Origin of the sequence: Marinobacter zhanjiangensis, from assembly GCF_014651935.1 — a bacterium.
In the GTDB taxonomy this organism is placed as follows: Bacteria; Pseudomonadota; Gammaproteobacteria; order Pseudomonadales; family Oleiphilaceae; genus Marinobacter; species Marinobacter zhanjiangensis.
Window position 1 is genome coordinate 107,505 of sequence record NZ_BMXV01000008.1, and the last position, 18,529, is coordinate 126,033.

General features: G+C 61.8%; 17 protein-coding genes. 3 read left to right on the forward strand and 14 right to left on the reverse strand.

Annotated elements, in window-relative coordinates:
- Positions 1-18: 18 nt before the first annotated feature.
- Positions 19-666, reverse strand: coding sequence for a 3-isopropylmalate dehydratase small subunit (leuD, locus tag IE079_RS16110; protein ID WP_189577877.1), 648 nt, complete (start codon positions 664-666; stop codon positions 19-21).
- Between the two features lie 17 nt (positions 667-683).
- Complete coding sequence (leuC, locus tag IE079_RS16115; RefSeq protein ID WP_189577878.1) at positions 684-2,102, reverse strand: 3-isopropylmalate dehydratase large subunit; 1,419 nt, start codon at positions 2,100-2,102, stop codon at positions 684-686.
- Positions 2,103-2,440: 338 nt separating this feature from the next.
- Between leuC and IE079_RS16120 the strand changes: the two genes are divergently transcribed.
- Positions 2,441-3,307, forward strand: coding sequence for a LysR family transcriptional regulator (locus tag IE079_RS16120; protein WP_189577879.1), 867 nt, complete (start codon positions 2,441-2,443; stop codon positions 3,305-3,307).
- Here IE079_RS16120 and IE079_RS16125 read toward each other — a convergent pair.
- The 10 genes from IE079_RS16125 to IE079_RS16170 form a co-directional block, all read right to left on the reverse strand.
- On the reverse strand, positions 3,300-4,451 hold the full coding sequence (locus IE079_RS16125) for an MFS transporter (RefSeq protein WP_189577963.1): 1,152 nt from the start codon (positions 4,449-4,451) through the stop codon (positions 3,300-3,302). The genes IE079_RS16120 and IE079_RS16125 overlap by 8 nt on opposite strands.
- Positions 4,452-4,505: 54 nt before the next feature.
- Positions 4,506-5,600 (reverse strand): chorismate synthase, encoded by a 1,095-nt coding sequence (gene aroC, locus IE079_RS16130; RefSeq protein ID WP_189577880.1) that lies wholly within the window; start codon positions 5,598-5,600, stop codon positions 4,506-4,508.
- A gap of 36 nt (positions 5,601-5,636) precedes the next feature.
- Positions 5,637-6,539: a 50S ribosomal protein L3 N(5)-glutamine methyltransferase gene (gene prmB / locus IE079_RS16135; protein WP_189577881.1), complete on the reverse strand. Its 903-nt coding sequence runs from the start codon at positions 6,537-6,539 to the stop codon at positions 5,637-5,639.
- A gap of 106 nt (positions 6,540-6,645) precedes the next feature.
- Positions 6,646-7,692, reverse strand: a complete 1,047-nt coding sequence (locus IE079_RS16140) for a patatin-like phospholipase family protein (protein ID WP_265013654.1) — start codon at positions 7,690-7,692, stop codon at positions 6,646-6,648.
- 151 nt (positions 7,693-7,843) lie between these two features.
- Positions 7,844-8,740, reverse strand: coding sequence for a DUF4892 domain-containing protein (locus IE079_RS16145; protein ID WP_189577883.1), 897 nt, complete (start codon positions 8,738-8,740; stop codon positions 7,844-7,846).
- A 41-nt stretch (positions 8,741-8,781) separates the two neighbouring features.
- Complete coding sequence (locus IE079_RS16150) at positions 8,782-9,696, reverse strand: alpha/beta fold hydrolase (protein ID WP_189577884.1); 915 nt, start codon at positions 9,694-9,696, stop codon at positions 8,782-8,784.
- 53 nt (positions 9,697-9,749) lie between these two features.
- Entirely contained in the window at positions 9,750-10,100 is a 351-nt protein-coding gene (locus IE079_RS16155) for a PilZ domain-containing protein (protein ID WP_189577885.1), read from the reverse strand.
- Positions 10,101-10,210: 110 nt separating this feature from the next.
- On the reverse strand, positions 10,211-11,206 hold the full coding sequence (gene holB / locus IE079_RS16160) for a DNA polymerase III subunit delta' (RefSeq protein WP_189577964.1): 996 nt from the start codon (positions 11,204-11,206) through the stop codon (positions 10,211-10,213).
- Positions 11,207-11,229: 23 nt separating this feature from the next.
- Positions 11,230-13,317 (reverse strand): transglutaminase TgpA family protein, encoded by a 2,088-nt coding sequence (locus IE079_RS16165; RefSeq protein WP_189577886.1) that lies wholly within the window; start codon positions 13,315-13,317, stop codon positions 11,230-11,232.
- Entirely contained in the window at positions 13,314-14,291 is a 978-nt protein-coding gene (locus IE079_RS16170) for a DUF58 domain-containing protein (RefSeq protein WP_227712559.1), read from the reverse strand. Before IE079_RS16170 ends, IE079_RS16165 begins: the two co-directional genes overlap by 4 nt.
- A 120-nt stretch (positions 14,292-14,411) precedes the next feature.
- Here IE079_RS16170 and IE079_RS16175 point away from each other — a divergent pair, with 120 nt between their 5' ends.
- Positions 14,412-15,749, forward strand: a complete 1,338-nt coding sequence (locus tag IE079_RS16175) for an anthranilate synthase component I family protein (RefSeq protein ID WP_189577888.1) — start codon at positions 14,412-14,414, stop codon at positions 15,747-15,749.
- Positions 15,750-15,756: 7 nt separating this feature from the next.
- Here IE079_RS16175 and thrH read toward each other — a convergent pair whose 3' ends face one another.
- Entirely contained in the window at positions 15,757-16,365 is a 609-nt protein-coding gene (gene thrH / locus IE079_RS16180) for a bifunctional phosphoserine phosphatase/homoserine phosphotransferase ThrH (protein WP_189577889.1), read from the reverse strand.
- 170 nt (positions 16,366-16,535) lie between these two features.
- On the opposite strand from thrH, the gene IE079_RS16185 reads away from it, so the two are divergent.
- Positions 16,536-17,285, forward strand: a complete 750-nt coding sequence (locus IE079_RS16185; RefSeq protein WP_265013655.1) for a phosphoadenylyl-sulfate reductase — start codon at positions 16,536-16,538, stop codon at positions 17,283-17,285.
- A 60-nt stretch (positions 17,286-17,345) separates the two neighbouring features.
- Here the strand turns inward: IE079_RS16185 and cysB are convergent, their stop codons facing one another.
- Positions 17,346-18,323 carry an HTH-type transcriptional regulator CysB gene (gene cysB, locus IE079_RS16190; protein WP_189577891.1) on the reverse strand — a complete coding sequence of 326 codons (978 nt, stop codon included), beginning with the start codon at positions 18,321-18,323 and terminating at the stop codon, positions 17,346-17,348.
- Between the last annotated feature and the right edge of the window lie 206 nt (positions 18,324-18,529).

Genomic DNA, 18,529 nt, shown 5'->3' on the forward strand with positions numbered 1-18,529 from the left:
TTGAACGATTTATTTGAATTAGTGAGCGGCGTTGAATAGCCAGGGCGCGGTCTGGCGACGCTGGTTCTCGTATTCCCGGATCAGGTCGGCATCTTCCAGGGTGACGCCGATATCGTCCAGACCGTTGAGCAGGCAATGGCGCCGGAAATCGTCCACCTCGAAACTGAAGGACTCGCCGGACGGTGTGGTGACGGTTTTCGTCTCCAGGTCCACGGACAGCTGGTAGCCTTCGTTGTCGTAGGTTTCCTGAAACAGTTTCTCTACTATTTCTTCATCAAGAACAATGGGTAACAGGCCATTCTTGAAGCAGTTGTTGTAGAATATATCGGCAAAGCTCGGGGCTATGATCACCCGGAAACCGAAGTCGTCCAGGGCCCAGGGGGCGTGCTCACGGCTGGAGCCGCAGCCGAAATTCCGGCGGGCCAGCAGCACGCTGGCATTCTTGTAGCGGTCCTGGTTGAGCACAAAATCCGGGTTGATGGGACGGTTGGAGCAGTCCTGGTCCGGCTTGCCTTCGTCCAGGTAGCGCAGTTCGTCAAACAGGTTGGGGCCAAAGCCGGTCCGCTTGATGGACTTGAGAAACTGCTTGGGAATGATCATGTCCGTATCCACATTGGACCGGTCCATGGGGGCAACAATGCCCTGGTGTTGCTGCAATGCTCGCATGGTGTGTCTCCTGTGGATCAGTTCATCATTTCGCGGACGTCAACGAAATGGCCGTTGACGGCAGCTGCCGCCGCCATGGCCGGGCTGACCAGGTGGGTACGGCCACCGAAGCCCTGACGGCCTTCGAAGTTGCGGTTGGAGGTGGACGCGCAATGCTCCCCCTGCCCCAGCTTGTCGGCGTTCATGGCCAGGCACATGGAGCAGCCCGGGTCGCGCCATTCCAGGCCGGCTTCGATGAAGATCCTGTCCAGGCCTTCCTGCTCCGCCTGGGTTTTCACCAGGCCGGAACCGGGTACCACCATGGCCTGCTTGAGGATCGGCGACACCTTGCGGCCCTTGACCACCTTTGCCGCTTCCCGCAGATCTTCGATACGACTGTTGGTACAGGAGCCGATAAAGACGCGGTCGAGTTTGATGTCGGTGATTTTCATGTTCGGATCAAGGCCCATGTATTTGAGCGCGCGGACAATGCCTTCACGCTTGATGGGGTCTTCCTCGGCCGTGGGGTCGGGTACGGTGCCGCCAACGCCGGTGACCATTTCCGGCGAGGTGCCCCAGCTGACCTGCGGCTGGATGTCGGCGCCGTCCAGTTCCACAACCTTGTCGAATTCGGCGTCATCGTCGCTATGCAGGGTGCGCCAGTAGTCGACGGCCTTGTCCCATTGCTCGCCCCTGGGCGCAAACGGGCGGCCCCGGACGTAGTCGATAGTGGTGTCATCAACGCTGACCATGCCCACACGTGCACCGGCTTCGATGGACATGTTGCAGATGGTCATGCGGGCTTCCATGCTCAGGTCGTGGATGGCATCACCACCGAATTCGATGGCGTAGCCGGTGCCGCCGGCGGTGCCGATGCGGGCGATGATGGCCAGGACTACGTCTTTGCCGGTGACACCGGGGCCGAGTGTGCCATTCACCTTGACCAGCATGTTTTTCATTTTTTGCTGGACCAGGCACTGGGTGGCCAGTACGTGCTCCACTTCGGAGGTGCCGATGCCGTGGGCCAGGCAGCCGAAGGCGCCATGGGTGGAGGTGTGGGAGTCACCACAGACGATGCTCATGCCCGGCAGTGTGGCGCCCTGCTCTGGTCCGATGACGTGGACGATGCCCTGGCGCTGGTCCTTGATCTTGAATTCGAGGATGCCAAACTCGTCGCAGTTCTTGTCGAGGGTTTCCACCTGGATGCGGGACACCGGGTCGACGATGCCTTCCACACCGAGTTCACGGTCGGTGGTGGGTACGTTGTGATCCGGTGTGGCGATGTTGGCATCGATGCGCCAGGGTTTGCGGCCGGCCAGGCGCAGGCCTTCGAAGGCCTGGGGTGAGGTGACTTCGTGGAGCAGGTGCCGGTCGATGTAGATCAGCGCGGAGCCGTCGTCCCGCTGTTTGACCAGGTGGTCGTCCCACAATTTGTCGTATAAGGTCTTGCCCGCCATGGTTTGGTCTCTCTCGGTTATTCGGGTCTTCGTTTTGACTGCTGTGAGTGCGATTCTACTCCCCTGTTTCAAATAACCTCAATTCATGTTTTTTATTCATCGGATTCCCTTTTGGAATGATAGAATGGCTGAATCTGACTTTCAGCCATTGGCCGGACTCCGCACCCAGCCATTGAAATCCGGTGCCGGGACCGGGATGCGGTATGCCTTTCCGGGACACGCCCCGCAAGTACGTCCATGTAGGGCTCGACGAGCGCCATCCCTGGCGCTCGACGGTCCCGGAAAGGCATCCCCCATCCCGATCCTCACGCTGCGTGCCAGCCTCAGAGGAAAAACAGATGGATTCAAGCGCATTAAAGGCCTTTGTCACCATTATCGATCAAGGATCTTTTTCCGAAGCTGCCGAAACACTTCACTTGACCCAACCGGCCATCAGTAAAAGGCTGGCCGCTCTGGAAAACCAGCTCAGAACCCCCTTGCTGGAACGGAGCCATCGCAAGATTCGCCTGACTGATGCCGGAGCCAGGCTGCTACCTCACGCCCGAAGGATCCTCGATGAAGTCCACAATGCCCGTCTCTCAATACAGGACCAGGGCGGAGGGGTCTCGGGCCACCTGTCGCTGATCGCCAGTCACCATATCGGCCTGCACCACTTGCCGGCATGGCTGCAACGGCTGAACCGGGAATATCCGGAGGTGACGCTCGGGCTGCAGTTTATGGACTCGGAAGGGGCCTATGACCAGATGCGCCGGCGTTCGGCGGAGCTGGCGTTTGTGACCTTGAGCGAGAGTATGGATCAGTCGTTCGAGGTGCATGCCCGGTGGGAGGATGAGATGCTGTTTGTGGTGTCGCCGGATCATCCGCTGGCGTCCATGGAAGCGCCGGATCTGCAAGCGCTGTCGGGCTATGATGCGTTATTGCCGGAGGCCGGCACGGCTACCTATCGGACCGTTAGTCGGTTGTTTCTGGATGCCGACCTGTCCCTGAATCTGCCAATGCCTACTAACTATCTGGAAACATTGAAGGTGATGACCGGTGTGTGCCTGGGATGGAGTGTGTTGCCGGTAGGCATGGTGGACGATTCCCTGACGGTGTTGCCGGTGGAGCATCGGGTCAGTCGTTTTCTGGGGGCCGTCGGGTTGCGGGGGCGGTCGCTGAGTCCACAGGCACGGGCGTTGCTCGCCATCGCGGGCGAGATCAGGTAGTTGATGGTTCCGGTGGTGGTTGCAGCCAGCGCCAGGTGATGAAGACGGCGAACACCATGGCGACGGCGCCGCCCCAGAAGGCGGCGGAGGTGCTGAAGCCTTCCACCAGGAAGCCGGACAACCAGGCGCCTATGGCCCCGCCGGCGCCAAAGGTGAGGCCGCTGTAGAGGGCCTGGCCCTGGCCGTGGTGGTGCTCGCCGAAGAAGCCCTGAACGTACTGCACAGAGATCACGTGAAGGGCGCCGTAGGAGGCGGCGTGCAGCAGCTGGGCGAAGATCAGTACCGGGACCACATCGGTCACTTCCGCGATCAGGATCCAGCGCAGCATGGTCAGCAGCAAGGCGCCGATGGCAATCTGCCGGACCGTGAAGTATCGGGTAATCCGGTGCATGATCAGGAACAGGCCGATTTCGGCGAGCACGCCCAGTGACCAGAGCAGGCCGATGGGCAGTTTGCCGTAGCCGTGTTGTTCCAGGTGGATGCTGAAGAAGGTGTAGTAGGCACCGTGGGACACCTGGAGCAGGAAGTTCATCCCGAAGAACGCGATGACCGCCGGGTGGCCGACGATAGCCTTGAGGCTGCCGCTGGGGGCGCTGGTTTTTCGGGCGCCCCGTTCAGACGGCACCAGAAAGGTCGATATTGCTATACCGGCGAATACCGGCAGCAGCAGCCAGGGCAGCAATATGATCGGGATGTATTCGAGGATGGCGCCGATGATGGCGACGCCGCCGATAAAACCTACCGAACCCCAGAGGCGGATCCTGCCGTATTTTTCCTTCTTTGAGCCCAGCACCCGCAGGGTGATGACTTCATAAAGGGGCAGTATGGCGTTCCAGAAGAAGGTGAACAGGAGCATGACCAGCAGCAGCCCGTAGAACCCGGGTTCCAGGAAAACGCCGGCAAAGCACAGCGAACCCACCACGGCGCCAAAGCGTACCAGCCGCACCCGCAGGCCGGTCTGGTCGCCAATCCAGCCCCACACGCTGGGGGCCACCACCTTGGTGAGCTGGATGGTCGCCATCAGGGTGGCAATCTGCAGGTAGGAAAACCCGCGCCCTTCCAGGTACAGCGACCAGTACGGCAGCAGTGACCCCAGCAGCGCAAAGAACCAGAAGTAGAGGTTCGAGAGTCTCCAGTAGATGATTAGTGTCCCGTCTGGTTAATTCGTTGACCTACTGAGCGCCTGAATGCTTTGACACTAGACCTGCCCGATATCCGGTGTGGAAACCGTCACATCACCGTTCTGGCCCCGGTGCCTGAGGTAGTGGTCCAGCAGCACAATGGCCATCATCGCCTCGGCGATGGGCGTGGCGCGAATGCCAACGCAGGGGTCATGGCGCCCGGTGGTGACCACCTCAACCGGGTTGCCGTCCACGTCGATGCTTTGCCCCGGCAGTCGCAGGCTGGAGGTGGGCTTGAGGGCGATGCTGGCGACAATGGGCTGGCCGGAGGAAATGCCGCCAAGTACCCCGCCGGCATTGTTGGACAGGAAGCCTTCCGGCGTCAGTTCGTCCCGGTGTTCGGTACCCTTCTGGGTGACAGACTCGAAGCCGGCGCCGATTTCCACGCCCTTGACGGCGTTGATGCTCATCAGGGCATGGGCCAGGTCGGCGTCCAGCCGGTCGAAGATGGGCTCGCCCAGACCGGGAGGCACGCCGTCCGCTACCACGTTGATGCGGGCGCCAATGGAATTGCCCTCCTTCTTCAGGGCATCCATGTAGGCTTCCATTTCCGGCACCTTGTCGGCATCCGGGCAGAAGAAGGGGTTCTGATGAACCTGTTCCCAATCGAATTTTTCGGCGCTGATCGGGCCAAGCTGCGACAGGTAGCCACGGATGCGGATGCCCAGGCGCTGTTGCAGAAACTTGCGGGCCACGGCACCGGCCGCCACCCGCATGGCGGTTTCCCTTGCGGAGGAGCGACCACCACCACGGTAATCCCGCACACCATACTTGTGCATGTAGGTGTAGTCGGCGTGGGCCGGCCGGAACTGGGTTGCGATCTTTGAATAGTCCTTGGATCGCTGGTCGGTGTTTTCGATCATCAGACCAATCGGCGTGCCGGTGGTCTTTCCCTCGAATACGCCGGAAAGAATCCTGACCTCGTCCGCTTCGCGGCGCTGGGTGGTGTGACGGGAGGTTCCCGGCTTGCGGCGGTCCAGGTCATCCTGAAGGTCGGCCTCACTCAGCTCCAGACCGGGAGGACAGCCATCAATAATACAGCCCAGCGCCAGACCATGGCTTTCACCAAAGGAGGTTACGGTGAACAGTTTTCCAAAGGTGTTTCCGGACATAATTCAATATCTTGTCGTTGAAAGTTAAAAAATGGATCAGGATTTGCCCAGACCAGCCACAAGGGCTTCACGGGTCAGCAGGAATACGCCGTCGCCGCCATTGTCGAATTCCAGCCAGGTAAACGGCATCTGCGGTAAAGCCATGTCCAGGGCATGCCAGCTGTTGCCTACTTCCACGATCAGCAGCCCGCCCGGGTTAAGGTGTTGTGCCGCCTTTTCCAGTATACGGTGGGCGATGGCCAAACCATCATCACCCGCTTCCAGGCCCAGCCTCGGTTCATGGTGGAATTCGTCCGGCATATCGGCCAGGTCCTCCGCGTCCACGTACGGCGGGTTGCTGAGGATTACATCATAGCTGCCGGTAATCTGATCGAACACATCGGAGCGTATCGCCGTCACCCGATCGGTCAGCTCGTGGAGCTCGATGTTGGACCGGGCCACGGCCAGCGCGTCGTCGGAAACGTCGGACAAGTCTACCATCGCGTCCGGGAATACTGTGGCCGCCGCAATACCGATGCACCCACTGCCTGTGCACAGGTCGAGTACGCGCTCAACCGGCTGATCCGCCAGCCAGGGCTGCAGGCCAGTCTCCAGCAACTCCGCCATTGGAGAGCGCGGCACCAGCACACGCTCGTCCACATGGAAGGGCATGCCCATGAACCAGGCTTCGCCAATCAGGTAGGCCACCGGCTTGCGTTCGTGTACCCGGCGATCGATACGTTCCAGGATCAGCTGGCGTTCATCCCGGGTCAGGCGGGCGTCCAGGAACAGGGTATTGTTCTCCAGCGGCAGGTGCAGGCTGCGCATCACCAGCAGAACCGCCTCGTCCCACAGGTTATCGGTACCATGACCAAAATGAAGGCCGGCTTCGCTGAATCGTGAGGCGGCGTAACGCAGGTAGTCGCGCACGGTAATCAGATCGTCGATAGGACGGGTCACTGCCGGTTCCTTCTGCCAGCTCCCACCATGGCGGTGGGCATTGAATGTAGTTGCAGGATTATACGCGTAATCACGCAGGCCGGCAGCCCTGCCACCGGTATACGGATCAGATCGCCATTGGACCGGAACTGCTGCGGTTTTTTTCAAACCGGTCCAGCGCCCCATGCATGCGTTCACGGCCGATCTGGATCATTTCCGGAGCCTTGTGATAGTCATAGGTGCGGCAGGAGTTCTTGGGCACGTTCACCAGCAGGTCCGGTGGGTAGCCGGCCAGCTTGTACTGAACCAGCGCACTCTGCATGGTCTCGATGGTCAGGTTCATGATATCGAACCGGCCAATGCCAAGCTTTTCCCAGTTGATGGTACCGGTTTCCTGCCAGGGATCGCGGCTCGCCGCCGTCTTTTCCTCCACTTCCTCCACCTGCTCCCTGATTTCAGTCTCCAGCTTCTTCTCCGGCGAATCGTCTTTTGTCAGCCGCTCGCCGTCCCGCCGGCCCCCGAAGGATTTAAGCGCGTCCCAGTCCAGCCAGCGGGAGGCCTTGTCGCGGATTCTGCCAACCCACTCCTCCAGTTCGGAGTCCTCTTCCGGCGGATGGAAGGCCGCATCGGGAACTCGGTCGGCTGCATCGCCCTCGCCACTAAGGTTGACCGCGAACACCAGGTCGGCGTGGGCGGAGATGGTGGGCATGATGGGTAATGGATTCAGCAGCGCACCATCCACCAGCACCCGGCCATTGAGCACCACCGGCGTAATCAGCCCCGGAATGGCAATGGATGAGCGGATGGCCTGATCCAGCGGCCCCTCCTGGAACCAGATTTCCCGATGGCCCAGCAGGTCCGTGGAAACCGCCGTGTAGGCCAGCGGGAGCGTTTCGATGCGGATGTCCCCCAGCATCTCACGCACTACGGAGAACACCTTTTCACCCCGGATCGCGCCCCCCGAGTTAAGGGTTACATCCAGCAACTTCAGTACATCGAACTGCCCCAGACCGGTGACCCAGTCCTTGTAGGCCTGCATCTTGCCCGCAGCATAAACACCGCCAATCAGGGCGCCCATGGAACAGCCGGAAATGGCCACAATCTCATAACCGCGCTCCTCCAGTACCTCGATGGCACCAATGTGGGCGTAACCACGGGCACCGCCTGATCCCAGCGCGAGCGCTACCCGTTTGCGAGACGGGGTAGCGGTGGTTTTGCTACCTGATCGTCCCGGCTGGTTTTTTTTGTCCGGGGTCACCGTACCCCCCGGGTCGGATTTCCCGGGCGGCACGGCCGGTATCTGGCCCTGTTCCGGTTTGTTTTCCTTACTCAATGTTCCTGCCTCCCTCCGGTGGCGCGACGATCAGTATTTCAATCCGGTTCGGGGGCCGCCCCGGCGATTCGATCCTGACCAGCGGCCCGAGGTTGCGAATGATATGGCGGGAACGGGAAATTCCCGAACGGTCGAGCAGGTCCGACATGGTCTGAACAGCTTTCTGCGATCGCTCGAGAGCCTGCTCGACGGTTTCATCCGATCCCAGGGCGGTAAAGCCCGCAAGGACAATCCGGCTGTCAGGGTCCTGCGCTTTTTCCCTGATCTGGCGACGGGTTTCCACATCCCATTCCACACTGATGCTGATATCCCCTTCCCAGGGCACAATCATTGGCCCCGAAAGCCTGCCCACGGCGCCATCCAGTCCCGGCACTATCGCATCATCAGACAGCTCCAGCCGCTCCAGCCACAGGTATTCCCGCTGATTGCCCCGGGTAATGGTATAGAGCACCACCAGCCAACGTCGCCCGCTATCGTCCTCGAACCCGGCCACCAGATAGTCCTGGTCGGCGTCCCGTCCGTACAGGGTGGACTGGTCAAACACCTGGTTGGCCCAGACGTTGCTGCGACCACAGCGGCGCCCTTCACAATGGAACAGGATACTGGCGTTCATTGCCTGCAGCTGCTCCAGGTACCAGCGTCTCGCATTGTCACGACTGGCACCGGGTTCCAGCAGGTAGAGGCGGCCACTGCCTTCAACCGCCAGCCGCACCGACTGTTCAGCGCGCACCTCGTTGTCTGCCTCGCGGATGGGGCTGAGCATGACCCGGTAGCTTGCCGACCGGATGGACGTTTCTTCTTCCAGGCTTGCCTGGGGAAACGCCAGCAACTGGCTGCCATGACCGGCCACCGGAATTATCAGCAACGCTGCGGCGCCAAGCAATGCCATTGTCCTCCGGAGCACGCCGGATACTGTCAGTAACACCTTGGTCAGCCCTCTTTCAGGAAACAACGAATACCCTCTTCCACCGGGGTGATATTCCCCTCCAGATGGCAGTGATGCCCACCATCAATATCCAGGCAGCGAACATTCTCCAGGGCCTCAAAACGCTTCTGCCAGCGGTCAAAGGACGCCAGCAGTCCATGCTCCGCCCGGATCAGCAAGGTCGGAGCGGTCACCGAACGGACAAAGGCCATCACCTGCTCTTCGGTAAACATCATGGTGGAAGGGTGGCGCAGGCGGGAATCGGTACGCCAGTGCCAGCCGTCAGTACCCTGCTCCATATTGCGGGAGAGCAACACCCGGGCCACGTCTTCAGACAAGGGGTTGCGCCCCCCGGTACGCAGCTTGGCCGCCGTTTCCAGTGACGGATAGACCGCACTGGCACCGGAACCGGTGAGCCGCTTGCGGATACCCCGCCGCAGCTGGCCGACCGCCTCTTCCGGGTCCTTGGAAAGGGGGCCCAGACTGTCGATCATCACCAGCTTGCGGACTTTCTCGGGGAACGCCGCTGCATACAGCATCGATACGATGCCGCCCAGGGAGTGGCCCACCAGGTCCACCTGCTCATGGTCGGCGAAATGGCTTTCGATCAGTTCCGCCAGATCCGCCACATAGTCGGCCAGCAGGTAGCTCTGCCCTGGCGGTCGATGGCCGGAATAGCCATGCCCGGCATGATCCAGCGCCCAGACATCGGCCATCGACTGGAGGCCAGGTGCCAGTCGGTAGAAAGTCAGACTGTTGTCCAGCCAGCCATGCAGCATGAGAATCGGGGGTGCCTTCGGAGCCTCGCTTGCAGCCGGCCAGTGCAGGCCCGCCAGGGTCAGTTGTTTCAGGGGCCAGCGGATTTCATGGAAATCCGTTTGCGAGTCACAGAGCAAATCCGGGGATGGGGATGGGTTCATGGGAAGCAGACTTTCCTCCAACGGGAACAACGGGCGCCTGCTGCGCCCTGCCATTACATGGTATGGGTTGGCCGGTCCGAACTCAGGGACCCTGCCAGGTAGGACTCGATCTTGGTACGGGCGGTCTCGTCCTCACCATTGAACTGCACGCCAATCCCCGCTGCGCGGTTGCCCTGGGCGCCCCGCGGAGTGATCCACACCACCTTGCCGGCAACCGGGATCTTTTCCGGCTCGTCCATCAGATTCAGCAGCAGGAAAACCTCGTCGCCCAGCTGATACTGCTTCTGGGTGGGAATGAACAGCCCGCCCTGGCGGATGTATGGCATGTAGGCCGCATACAAGACTGCCTTGTCCTTGATGGTCAGGGTCAGAATACCACTACGCGCGCCGAAACCAGGCCCCATGGGTGTCCTCCAGCTGTTGTCGTTATGCTGCCGCCCCCGGTGTGCTGCGGGTCGGCTTCGATTTCATTCTAGCAGACAGTCCTGTCAGGCAGCCTGCCTCTGTTTCCGAATTACCCTGCCCGCCTGCGCCGGGGCATCAGCTCTTGCCACTGAATCAGCAGACGGTCCGTTTCCAGTTCGGGGCTGACATTATTCACCAAAGCTCGCCGGGATTCGCGGATGGCGTCCACAAGTTGCTGGGCCCGCCAGGGCGGATTGCCGGCTGCCAGGTATTTTACCACCTCGCTGATGCCCGGGTCGCGGGCATCACCACCGGCCATGCTGCGGGCCAGATCATTGGCCCAGCCTTCCATCAGGTTCAGGGTGGCTTCGTGGCCCAGATCCCGGAACGCCCGCGCCGCCACGGCTACGGAAACCCCGCCTTTCATGAACTGACGAAAGGCATCCAGCGCGGCTTCCCGCTGCTGCAGAAAACCACTGTCCAGAAGCTCCAGCGCCAGTCTTGGTGCCCCTCCGGCCAAATGCAGCGCCAGTGCCTGGTCATCGGTGCCCGGCACCTCGTCGCGGCCCGCCAGTTGCGCTGACAGCCAGCCGGTCGCTACATTGGCACGGGGCGTTGCCAGCGGCAGGATGCGGCAGCGGGAACGAATGGTCGGCAGCACCGGCCGGCCGGTTTCCTGCAGCAGCAACAGCACCACATCCGCCGCCGGCTCCTCCAGGGTCTTCAGCAGGGCATTGCCGGCATTGATATTGAGCTGATCCGCCCGGTCGACGATAGCCACCTTGAAATGGGCCACCTGGGGCGAGGCCACCGCAAACTGCGACAGGGCCCGGACCTGGTCGATGCGGACCATGCGGGATTTTTCCGGCTGGTAGACCCGGATATCCGGATGGGAGTCACCAGTCACCAGCTGGCACTGACGGCACTGGCCACACGGCTCCCCGGAACCCACCGCACGCCGCTCACAGACCAGCAGGGCCGAAATGCGCTCGGCCAGCCGGCGCTTGCCCACACCCCGTTCACCGTGTACCAGGGTGGCGTGGGGCAGCCGGCCCTGATCAAGGTCCTGTGCAAAGCGTTCCAGTACCGGCGTCAGCCAGGGCATGTCGTTCACGGGTACTTCCTGATTCAGGACAGGCGCTGCGACCGCGACGATGACTCTCGTCCGGCGGGCCTGTTTCGGGTTGATCGTTGTATCTCACGGCGAATGGCGGATAGCCGGCGTCGCATGACACGGAGAGCCAGCGGTTTCTGCGATCCACCGGCGCGCAATCGCCGGGAGTCCGGGCCATAGTAATGGTTGTTCAGGTCGCGGGCAAAGGCCTGTGCCAGCCGTCCGGCGGCGGGTGCCTGACGGGCGGTCAGACTCGCCAGCTGCCCGGGCGTTACCCCTGGCGGCACCGTCACACCCTGCTTCTCCAGGGACCGCACCCAGCGCGTCACAAGCATGGCCACCGGATCGTCACGGCGGCCACCTGCGTGGCGCAAGGCGGCAATAATGCCGGCCACCAGCATCGCCAGACCGACCAGCGCGGCGGTGATATAGCCCAGCTCCCTGAGACCGATATTACCCGGCAACCGGCTCATCAGATCCATCTGTGACTGGCCCTGATAGCCGACCACCCAGCGTTGCCAGTTGTAGTTGATCCGGTCCATCTGCAGGCTGAGCCATTGCACCACCGCGATATCGCCATAACGTTGCGGCGACGTCCAGTCGTCCTCCAGGAACGAGCCCTCTTCCGCCATAGCGTCGCGCAGGCCCGATTCAATGCGGTCCGGGGCAATGGCCGCGGTGGGATCCAGGTGGACCCAGCCCCGGCCTTCAACCCACGCTTCCACCCAGGCGTGGGCATCGTACTGCCGCACGATCAGGTAGGCATCGTCGGCCCCGGCCGAGCCACCCTGGTAACCCGCCACGATACGGGCGGGTATGCCCGCAGCCCGCAACAGAAAGGTGGTGGCACTGGCGTAATGGGCGCAGAAGCCCCGTTTGGCATCGAACAACAGCGTATCGACCGGGTCATCCGGCATGGTCGGCGGGCGCAGGGTATAGAAATACGGCTGTTGCCGGAAACGGTCCAGGATTGAGCGGGCAAAGGCCAGGTCCGAGTCCGCGGCGTCGGCCAGCTCGCTGGCCAGCTGGCGACTGCGCTCATTGCCCCGCTCCGGCAACTGCAGGTAACGCCGGCGTTCGGAGGGGGACAGCGAACCGGCATCGTCGGCAGCCGGCTCAAGGGCCATGCGATAACGGATGGAGGTGTCCGCCGGGCGCTCCAGGCGGAACAGCTCGCCGGGCACCTCGGTGACATTGCCGGATACGGCCCGGGAGTCGTCCAGCGCGTACACCCAGCGTTGGCCGGAGGACTCCATCAGCACATCGTACTGGTTGTTCGCCAGGTTGCCGATGCCCGCATCCAGGTCGACCCGGCCGAGCCTCGTCGGTGGTGTTTCCTGCCACTGGCTCCAGGTGTCGCCGTCAAACCGGTCCAGGATCAGGCCCCGCCAGTACCTGTCCCGGTGAGCCGGCGTGTCGCCGCCGAAGGTGACGCGGAAGACCCGTTCGCTGCTCTGCGCCAGGCTGGAGATATCACCGGGAGTGATGCTGTCCGACAGACCGGTGCGGGCCTCACCAGAGACCAGCGGCACGCTCCAGAGCGGAGCCATGCGGGGAAAGAAGATAAACAGGACCAGCACCACCGGCAGCGTCTTGAGCATCATGCCGCCCAGTCGCCGCAGCCCACTGACCGGACTGCGGCTGGTCCCCGGTGTATGCAGCAACTGCAGGGCCACCAGCAGGATGAAGACCCCTGCCAGGGTAACCAGCGTCCAGCCGATCCCCTGGTTGAACAGGAAGTTGACCGCCGCCAGGTACACCAGTATGAAAAACAGCACGAAGAAGTCACGGCTGTTGCGGGTTTCCAGCCATTTCAGACCCACCGCCAGCACGAAGAAGGAGGCCGCCGTATCGACACTGAAGTGTCCGCTGACGGTGGCGATATAGCCGGCGATCAGGGTTCCCATGACCGCCAGTTTAAGCCAGCGCCCGGGCAGTCGCACCCTGCCCTGCTGAGCCAGCCAGCGCCACCCGGCCAGCAGCAGGCAGGCCACAATCAGCCACGGGGGCAGACGATCCCACTGCGGAAGCAGCAGCACCACAAACCCGGACAGCAGCCACAGCAGTGCGCCACTGGGCAACATGGGCACCCTGGCCGTCATACCCCTGCCCCCCGCTCCGGCGGTGTCCGCTGCCAGGTGGCCAGCGCCCTCAGGCAGGCTTTCCGGTGCTGATCGCCCTGGTCCGGTTCAATGGTCAGCCCGGGCAATCTCAGCCCCCAGGGCTCGCCGGCATTGTGACGCTCCAGCACAAGAGCGGTCAGGTAACTCAACCGCAACTCATGGTCCGCCCCCGGAAAACTCTCGAAATCCAGCCACCGGGGACTGCCCTGCTCGCCCTGCCAGTCTGCCACCACCATGTCACCATTGCGGGAAAAACGTTTCCAGTCGACCCGGGCACTGAGATCGCCCTCACGCCAGGGGCGCAGCTCCACCTGATCCTGGCCCTGGCTACGCTGATCGGCTTCGACGCTTTCGCCCTCGGTGGCGCCCTCCGGGGCCTGGATCGGCGTAATGGGGCGCGGGTAGACAATGGCTGATGTCGCCGGTCGCAACCATGACCAGGCCACCAGCAGGCCAAACGGGAAACGGGTTTCGATGCGGATTCTGTCGGGCAGCAGGTAACCCCGTTCGCGGCTGGGGATTTCCAGGGAGCCGTCCACAAGCTCGTTGCCGGGAATGGACAGGCTTGGCCCGGCCATGGCGTCACTGCTGAGGTCGATAGCGGGGGCATCGTGACGGGCCTGCAAGCGAACGCGGAACACGATGGTGTCTCCCGCGAAGCCCTCGCCGGGTTTCAGCAGCGCCACGTCAACGCCACTGAGGTTGTTGTGAGTCTGGTGCATGGCCGCCACAAACAGTGCTCCCAGCAGGAAGGTCAGCAGGTAGATCAGGCTGTTCTGATAATTGATGCCGGTCAGCAGCATGACCACCAGCAGCAGCCCGAATACCAGCCCGGCACCGGTGGGCAGTATGAAGATGGAGCGGCGGTCCAGATGACGCCGGTCGTCCCGTGGTATGCGACGGTTGACCCAGGCGCGCCATCGCCGTCTGGCCGTGTCTCTGATGCTTGGCAAGGGTACTTCCTTACTCCGCGGCCCATGACCGAATGGATTCAGGAACTTCTGAAGAGAACCCGGGTTATAGGGTATCATGTGCGACCTGCTTTTCCCGTCACGACCAGGTCAGGTTTCCGGATGTTGACTCGCCACACTGTGCCCCGATCCCGCGTTGAAACCCTGCTCGATGCCCTCGCCGGGCTCGACGGGTTCATCTGTCTGGACACGGAACGGGGAGACACCCGGCGGGTCAGCGCCCTGCCCGCGCGGCACTGGACCTTCCCGGACCACCCGGGGCGGTTTTCCGGAACGGTGTCGGACATCCTGCAAACCCACCAGAGCATCGCCGCTTCCGGCGCCGGTGGTGCCATTGCCGGTAGCCTGTTTTACGAAGCCGGGCGGCAGACGGTTCCCGGATTCCGCAGCCGGCAGCCCACCATGGACTCCCTCGGCTGGGCCGGGCTGTACCTGTGGGACCTGACCATTCCCGCCAGCGGCGATGCCTGGCTGGCATTTCATCACCTCTGCCCGGCGCCACTGAAGGCCCGGGTACTGGCTTGCGACCAGGGCGACAAGCCACCGGTAGCAGGCGCTGGCTTCCGCATCACGGAGCCCTTCCGGGCCCTGGGCTCGGCGGCGGACTATCAAGCAGGCGTTGCCCGCATACTGTCCTACATTCAGTCCGGTGACTGCTACCAGGCCAACCTGTCCCAGGCCTTCGAGGGGTGCTTCGAGGGGTCTCCCTGGCGGGCCTGGCAGGCGCTGACGAAGGCGATTCCCGTCCCCCACGGCGGCTACCTGGATACCGGCCACTGGCAATTACTGAGCGTGTCCCCGGAACTGCTGCTGGAGATCACGGACAAGCGCGTGACCAGCAAACCCATTAAGGGCACCCGGCCCCGTGACCAGGACACGCTCAGGGATCAGGAACTGGCCGAGGAGCTGGCTGCCAGCCCCAAGGACCGGGCCGAAAATCTGATGATTGTGGACCTGATCCGCAACGATCTCTCGCACTTTTGCGAACCGTTTTCGGTGCGGGTACCGCAACTGTTCGGGGTGGAGAGTTTCCGTAATGTACACCAGCTGGTGAGCACGGTGACCGGCGCGCTCAAGGCCGATGTCACGCCGTTTGAAGCCATGCTCAGCGCCTTCCCCGGTGGCTCCATTACCGGTGCACCCAAGCGCCGGGCCATGGAGATTATCGATGAACTCGAAGCCCACACCCGCGAACCCTACTGCGGTAGCCTGTTCTGGTGGGGGGCGGACAACCGGCTGCAGAGCAATATCGCGATCCGCAGCCTGCAGACCCTGAACGACGGCCGCATCCGCGCCTGGGCCGGCTGCGGTATCGTGGCGGACTCGGATCCGGAGGAGGAATACCAGGAGTCCCTGACCAAGATCCAGCGGCTGCTCACGACGCTGGAGACACTCGATCAGGACTCCGGTTCATGTCCCGGGCCAGCCCACCGCGCATGACCGGATCTCAGTAACGGTTGCTCAGCTCCAGGAAAGTTTTCTTCAGTGCCTCGAAATCCTGCACTGCCGGGAATTGCGGGAACTCGTCGATGACGTTCTGAGGCGCGTGGAACAGGATGCCGCCCTCGGCCTGGGTCAACATGGTGGTGTCGTTGTAGGAATCACCGGCCGCAATCACCCGGTAATTGAGCAACTGGAAAGCGCGCACGGACTGGCGCTTGGGGTCACGCTGGCGCAGCAGGTAGTCCGTGATACGCCCTTCGTCATTCACTTCCAGCTTGTGACACAGCAGGGTGGGATAACCCAGCTTCTTCATCAGCGGCATGGCGAACTCGTAGAAGGTGTCCGAGAGGATCACCACCTGGAAACGCTCACGCAACCAGTCCAGGAACTCCGGAGCACCGGGCAGCGGGTCCAGCTCGCCAATCACTTCCTGGATTGCCGCCAGGCCGTAACCATGTTCATCCAGCAGACGGAGCCGCTGCGTCATCAGTACGTCGTAATCGGGAATATCCCGGGTGGTGGCCTTGAGCTCTTCAATACCGGTTTTTTCCGCAAATGCGATCCAGATTTCCGGAATGAGGACGCCCTCAAGGTCAAGGCACGCAAGCTCCACAGTCATCTCCTGTAACGGGGTCAAAGTCAATTGGTCCGCCATGATAGAAAAATACGCCTGCAATTGCACCGTCGGAGCGTGACCGTTCGCCGGCGAATCCTTCCCTGCTATAACCTTATGATTGCTGATTACTTCATTGACCTTCGTTCTGGTGATAAATTGTGGCGACCATTTCACGGGATAACGATAATTCGATGACGGACATTGAGCAGCTTCAGAGCGAATTGGAGGGCAAGAGCCCGAGGGCCATCCTCAAGGCCGCCCTGGCCCACTATGACGAGATTGCGATTTCCTTCAGCGGCGCGGAAGATGTGGCCCTGATCGAAATGGCCCACAAGCTCACTGACCGGCTGCGGGTGTTTTCCCTGGATACCGGGCGCCTGCACCCGGAGACCTATGAGTTCTTCGAGCGGGTGCGCAAGCATTACGGCATCGACATCGAATTCCAGTTCCCCGACGCGGCGTCAGTCCAGGCCCTGGTGACTGAAAAAGGCATGTTCAGCTTCTACGAGGACGGTCACGGCGAATGCTGCGGTATTCGCAAGGTGGAACCCCTGCGCCGCAAGCTGAACACCCTCGACGCCTGGGTCACCGGCCAGCGCAAGGACCAGAGCCCCGGCACCCGCAATGACGTGCCGGCGGTGCAGCTTGACGACGCCTTTGAGGGTCGCAACGGCGAACTGGTGAAGTTCAATCCGCTGGCCAACTGGTCGTCAAAAGACGTGTGGGACTACATCCGTATTTCCGAAGCTCCCTACAACCGGCTGCACGAACGGGGCTTTGTGAGCATCGGCTGCGAGCCCTGCACCCGCCCGGTACTGCCCGGCCAGCACGAGCGCGAGGGCCGCTGGTGGTGGGAGGAAGCCACACAGAAGGAGTGCGGGCTTCACGCCGGCAACCTGATTGCCAGCGACGTCTGAGGAATACCCCGGCGCCCCCTGCCGGGGGCACCATCTGTGCGCGAAGAACAGCTGTCTCACTTAATAGAGAGGCAGCTCAACATTCCGGAACAACTCCTCGATTTCCTGCCGGCTGCCCTGATGGGCCACCACCTGGTTGACCGTATCCCGGGTCAGATGCGGCGCAAACCTCTCCATGAAGTCGTACATGTAGCCCCGCAGGAAGGTGCCCTTGCGGAACCCCAGGCGTGTCACGCTGGGCCGGAACAGCTGACTGGCGTCCAGGGCCACCAGATCCGGGTCCGCCTCCGGGTCAAAGGCCATGGAGGCAATGATTCCCACGCCGAGCCCCAGCCTGACATAGGTCTTGATGACATCGGCATCGGCGGCAGTAAACACCACCTTTGGCTCAAGCCCTTCCGCCCGGAAGGCCTCGTCCAGCTTCGAGCGGCCGGTGAAGCCGAAGACATAGGTCACCAGCGGGTGCTTGGCCAGTTCTGGCAGCGTCAGCTCCGACAACTGCGCCAGGGGATGGTTGCGGGGTACGATCACGCAACGGTTCCAGCGATAGCAGGGCATCATGATCAGATCATTGAAAAGCTCCATGGCTTCGGTCGCGATGGCGAAATCCACGGCGCCGTTGGCGGCCATCTCGGAGATCTGCATGGGCGTACCCTGGTGCATGTGCAGGGACACATCCGGATAGGACTCGATAAATCCCTGGATCACCGGCGGCAGCGCATAGCGTGCCTGGGTGTGGGTGGTGGCAATGCTGAGGTCGCCCTTGCGCTGGTTGCTGAACTCCTGGGCGATCTTCTTGATGCCCTCCACCCTTCGCAGAATCTCGCCCGCTTCACGAATGATGGTCTCTCCGCCGGGCGTAATGCGAGTCAGATGCTTGCCACTGCGGGCAAATACCTCGATACCCAGTTCGTCTTCCAGCAGACGGATCTGTTTGGATATGCCGGGCTGCGAGGTAAACAGGCTCTGGGCCGTGGCGGAAACATTCAGGTCGTGGTGGGCAACTTCCCAGATATAGCGCAGTTGTTGTAGTTTCATTGATCCTTTCTCTCCCCAAAGCGGAGGCCGGGTATTGCACCCTGCCCCTGGTAAGGTCTTGCCTGATCCGTTACCAGAATACGCATAAAGATTTTTGTTTTCATTCTTTTATCGAATAGAGAGTGTCAGATAGTCAGTGTAGTTCAAAATAGCGGTATACAAGTCGCTTTTCATGAACCAACGGTATAACAACAGCACACCATCAG

Coding starts and splice junctions, on each gene's coding strand:
- leuD (WP_189577877.1), bottom strand. CDS start 666: ATGCGAGCATTGCAGCAACACCAGGGCATTGTTGCCCCCATGGACCGG.
- leuC (WP_189577878.1), bottom strand. CDS start 2,102: ATGGCGGGCAAGACCTTATACGACAAATTGTGGGACGACCACCTGGTC.
- IE079_RS16120 (WP_189577879.1), top strand. CDS start 2,441: ATGGATTCAAGCGCATTAAAGGCCTTTGTCACCATTATCGATCAAGGA.
- aroC (WP_189577880.1), bottom strand. CDS start 5,600: ATGTCCGGAAACACCTTTGGAAAACTGTTCACCGTAACCTCCTTTGGT.
- IE079_RS16145 (WP_189577883.1), bottom strand. CDS start 8,740: ATGGCATTGCTTGGCGCCGCAGCGTTGCTGATAATTCCGGTGGCCGGT.
- IE079_RS16150 (WP_189577884.1), bottom strand. CDS start 9,696: ATGAACCCATCCCCATCCCCGGATTTGCTCTGTGACTCGCAAACGGAT.
- IE079_RS16155 (WP_189577885.1), bottom strand. CDS start 10,100: ATGGGGCCTGGTTTCGGCGCGCGTAGTGGTATTCTGACCCTGACCATC.
- holB (WP_189577964.1), bottom strand. CDS start 11,206: ATGCCCTGGCTGACGCCGGTACTGGAACGCTTTGCACAGGACCTTGAT.
- IE079_RS16165 (WP_189577886.1), bottom strand. CDS start 13,317: ATGACGGCCAGGGTGCCCATGTTGCCCAGTGGCGCACTGCTGTGGCTG.
- IE079_RS16175 (WP_189577888.1), top strand. CDS start 14,412: ATGTTGACTCGCCACACTGTGCCCCGATCCCGCGTTGAAACCCTGCTC.
- cysB (WP_189577891.1), bottom strand. CDS start 18,323: ATGAAACTACAACAACTGCGCTATATCTGGGAAGTTGCCCACCACGAC.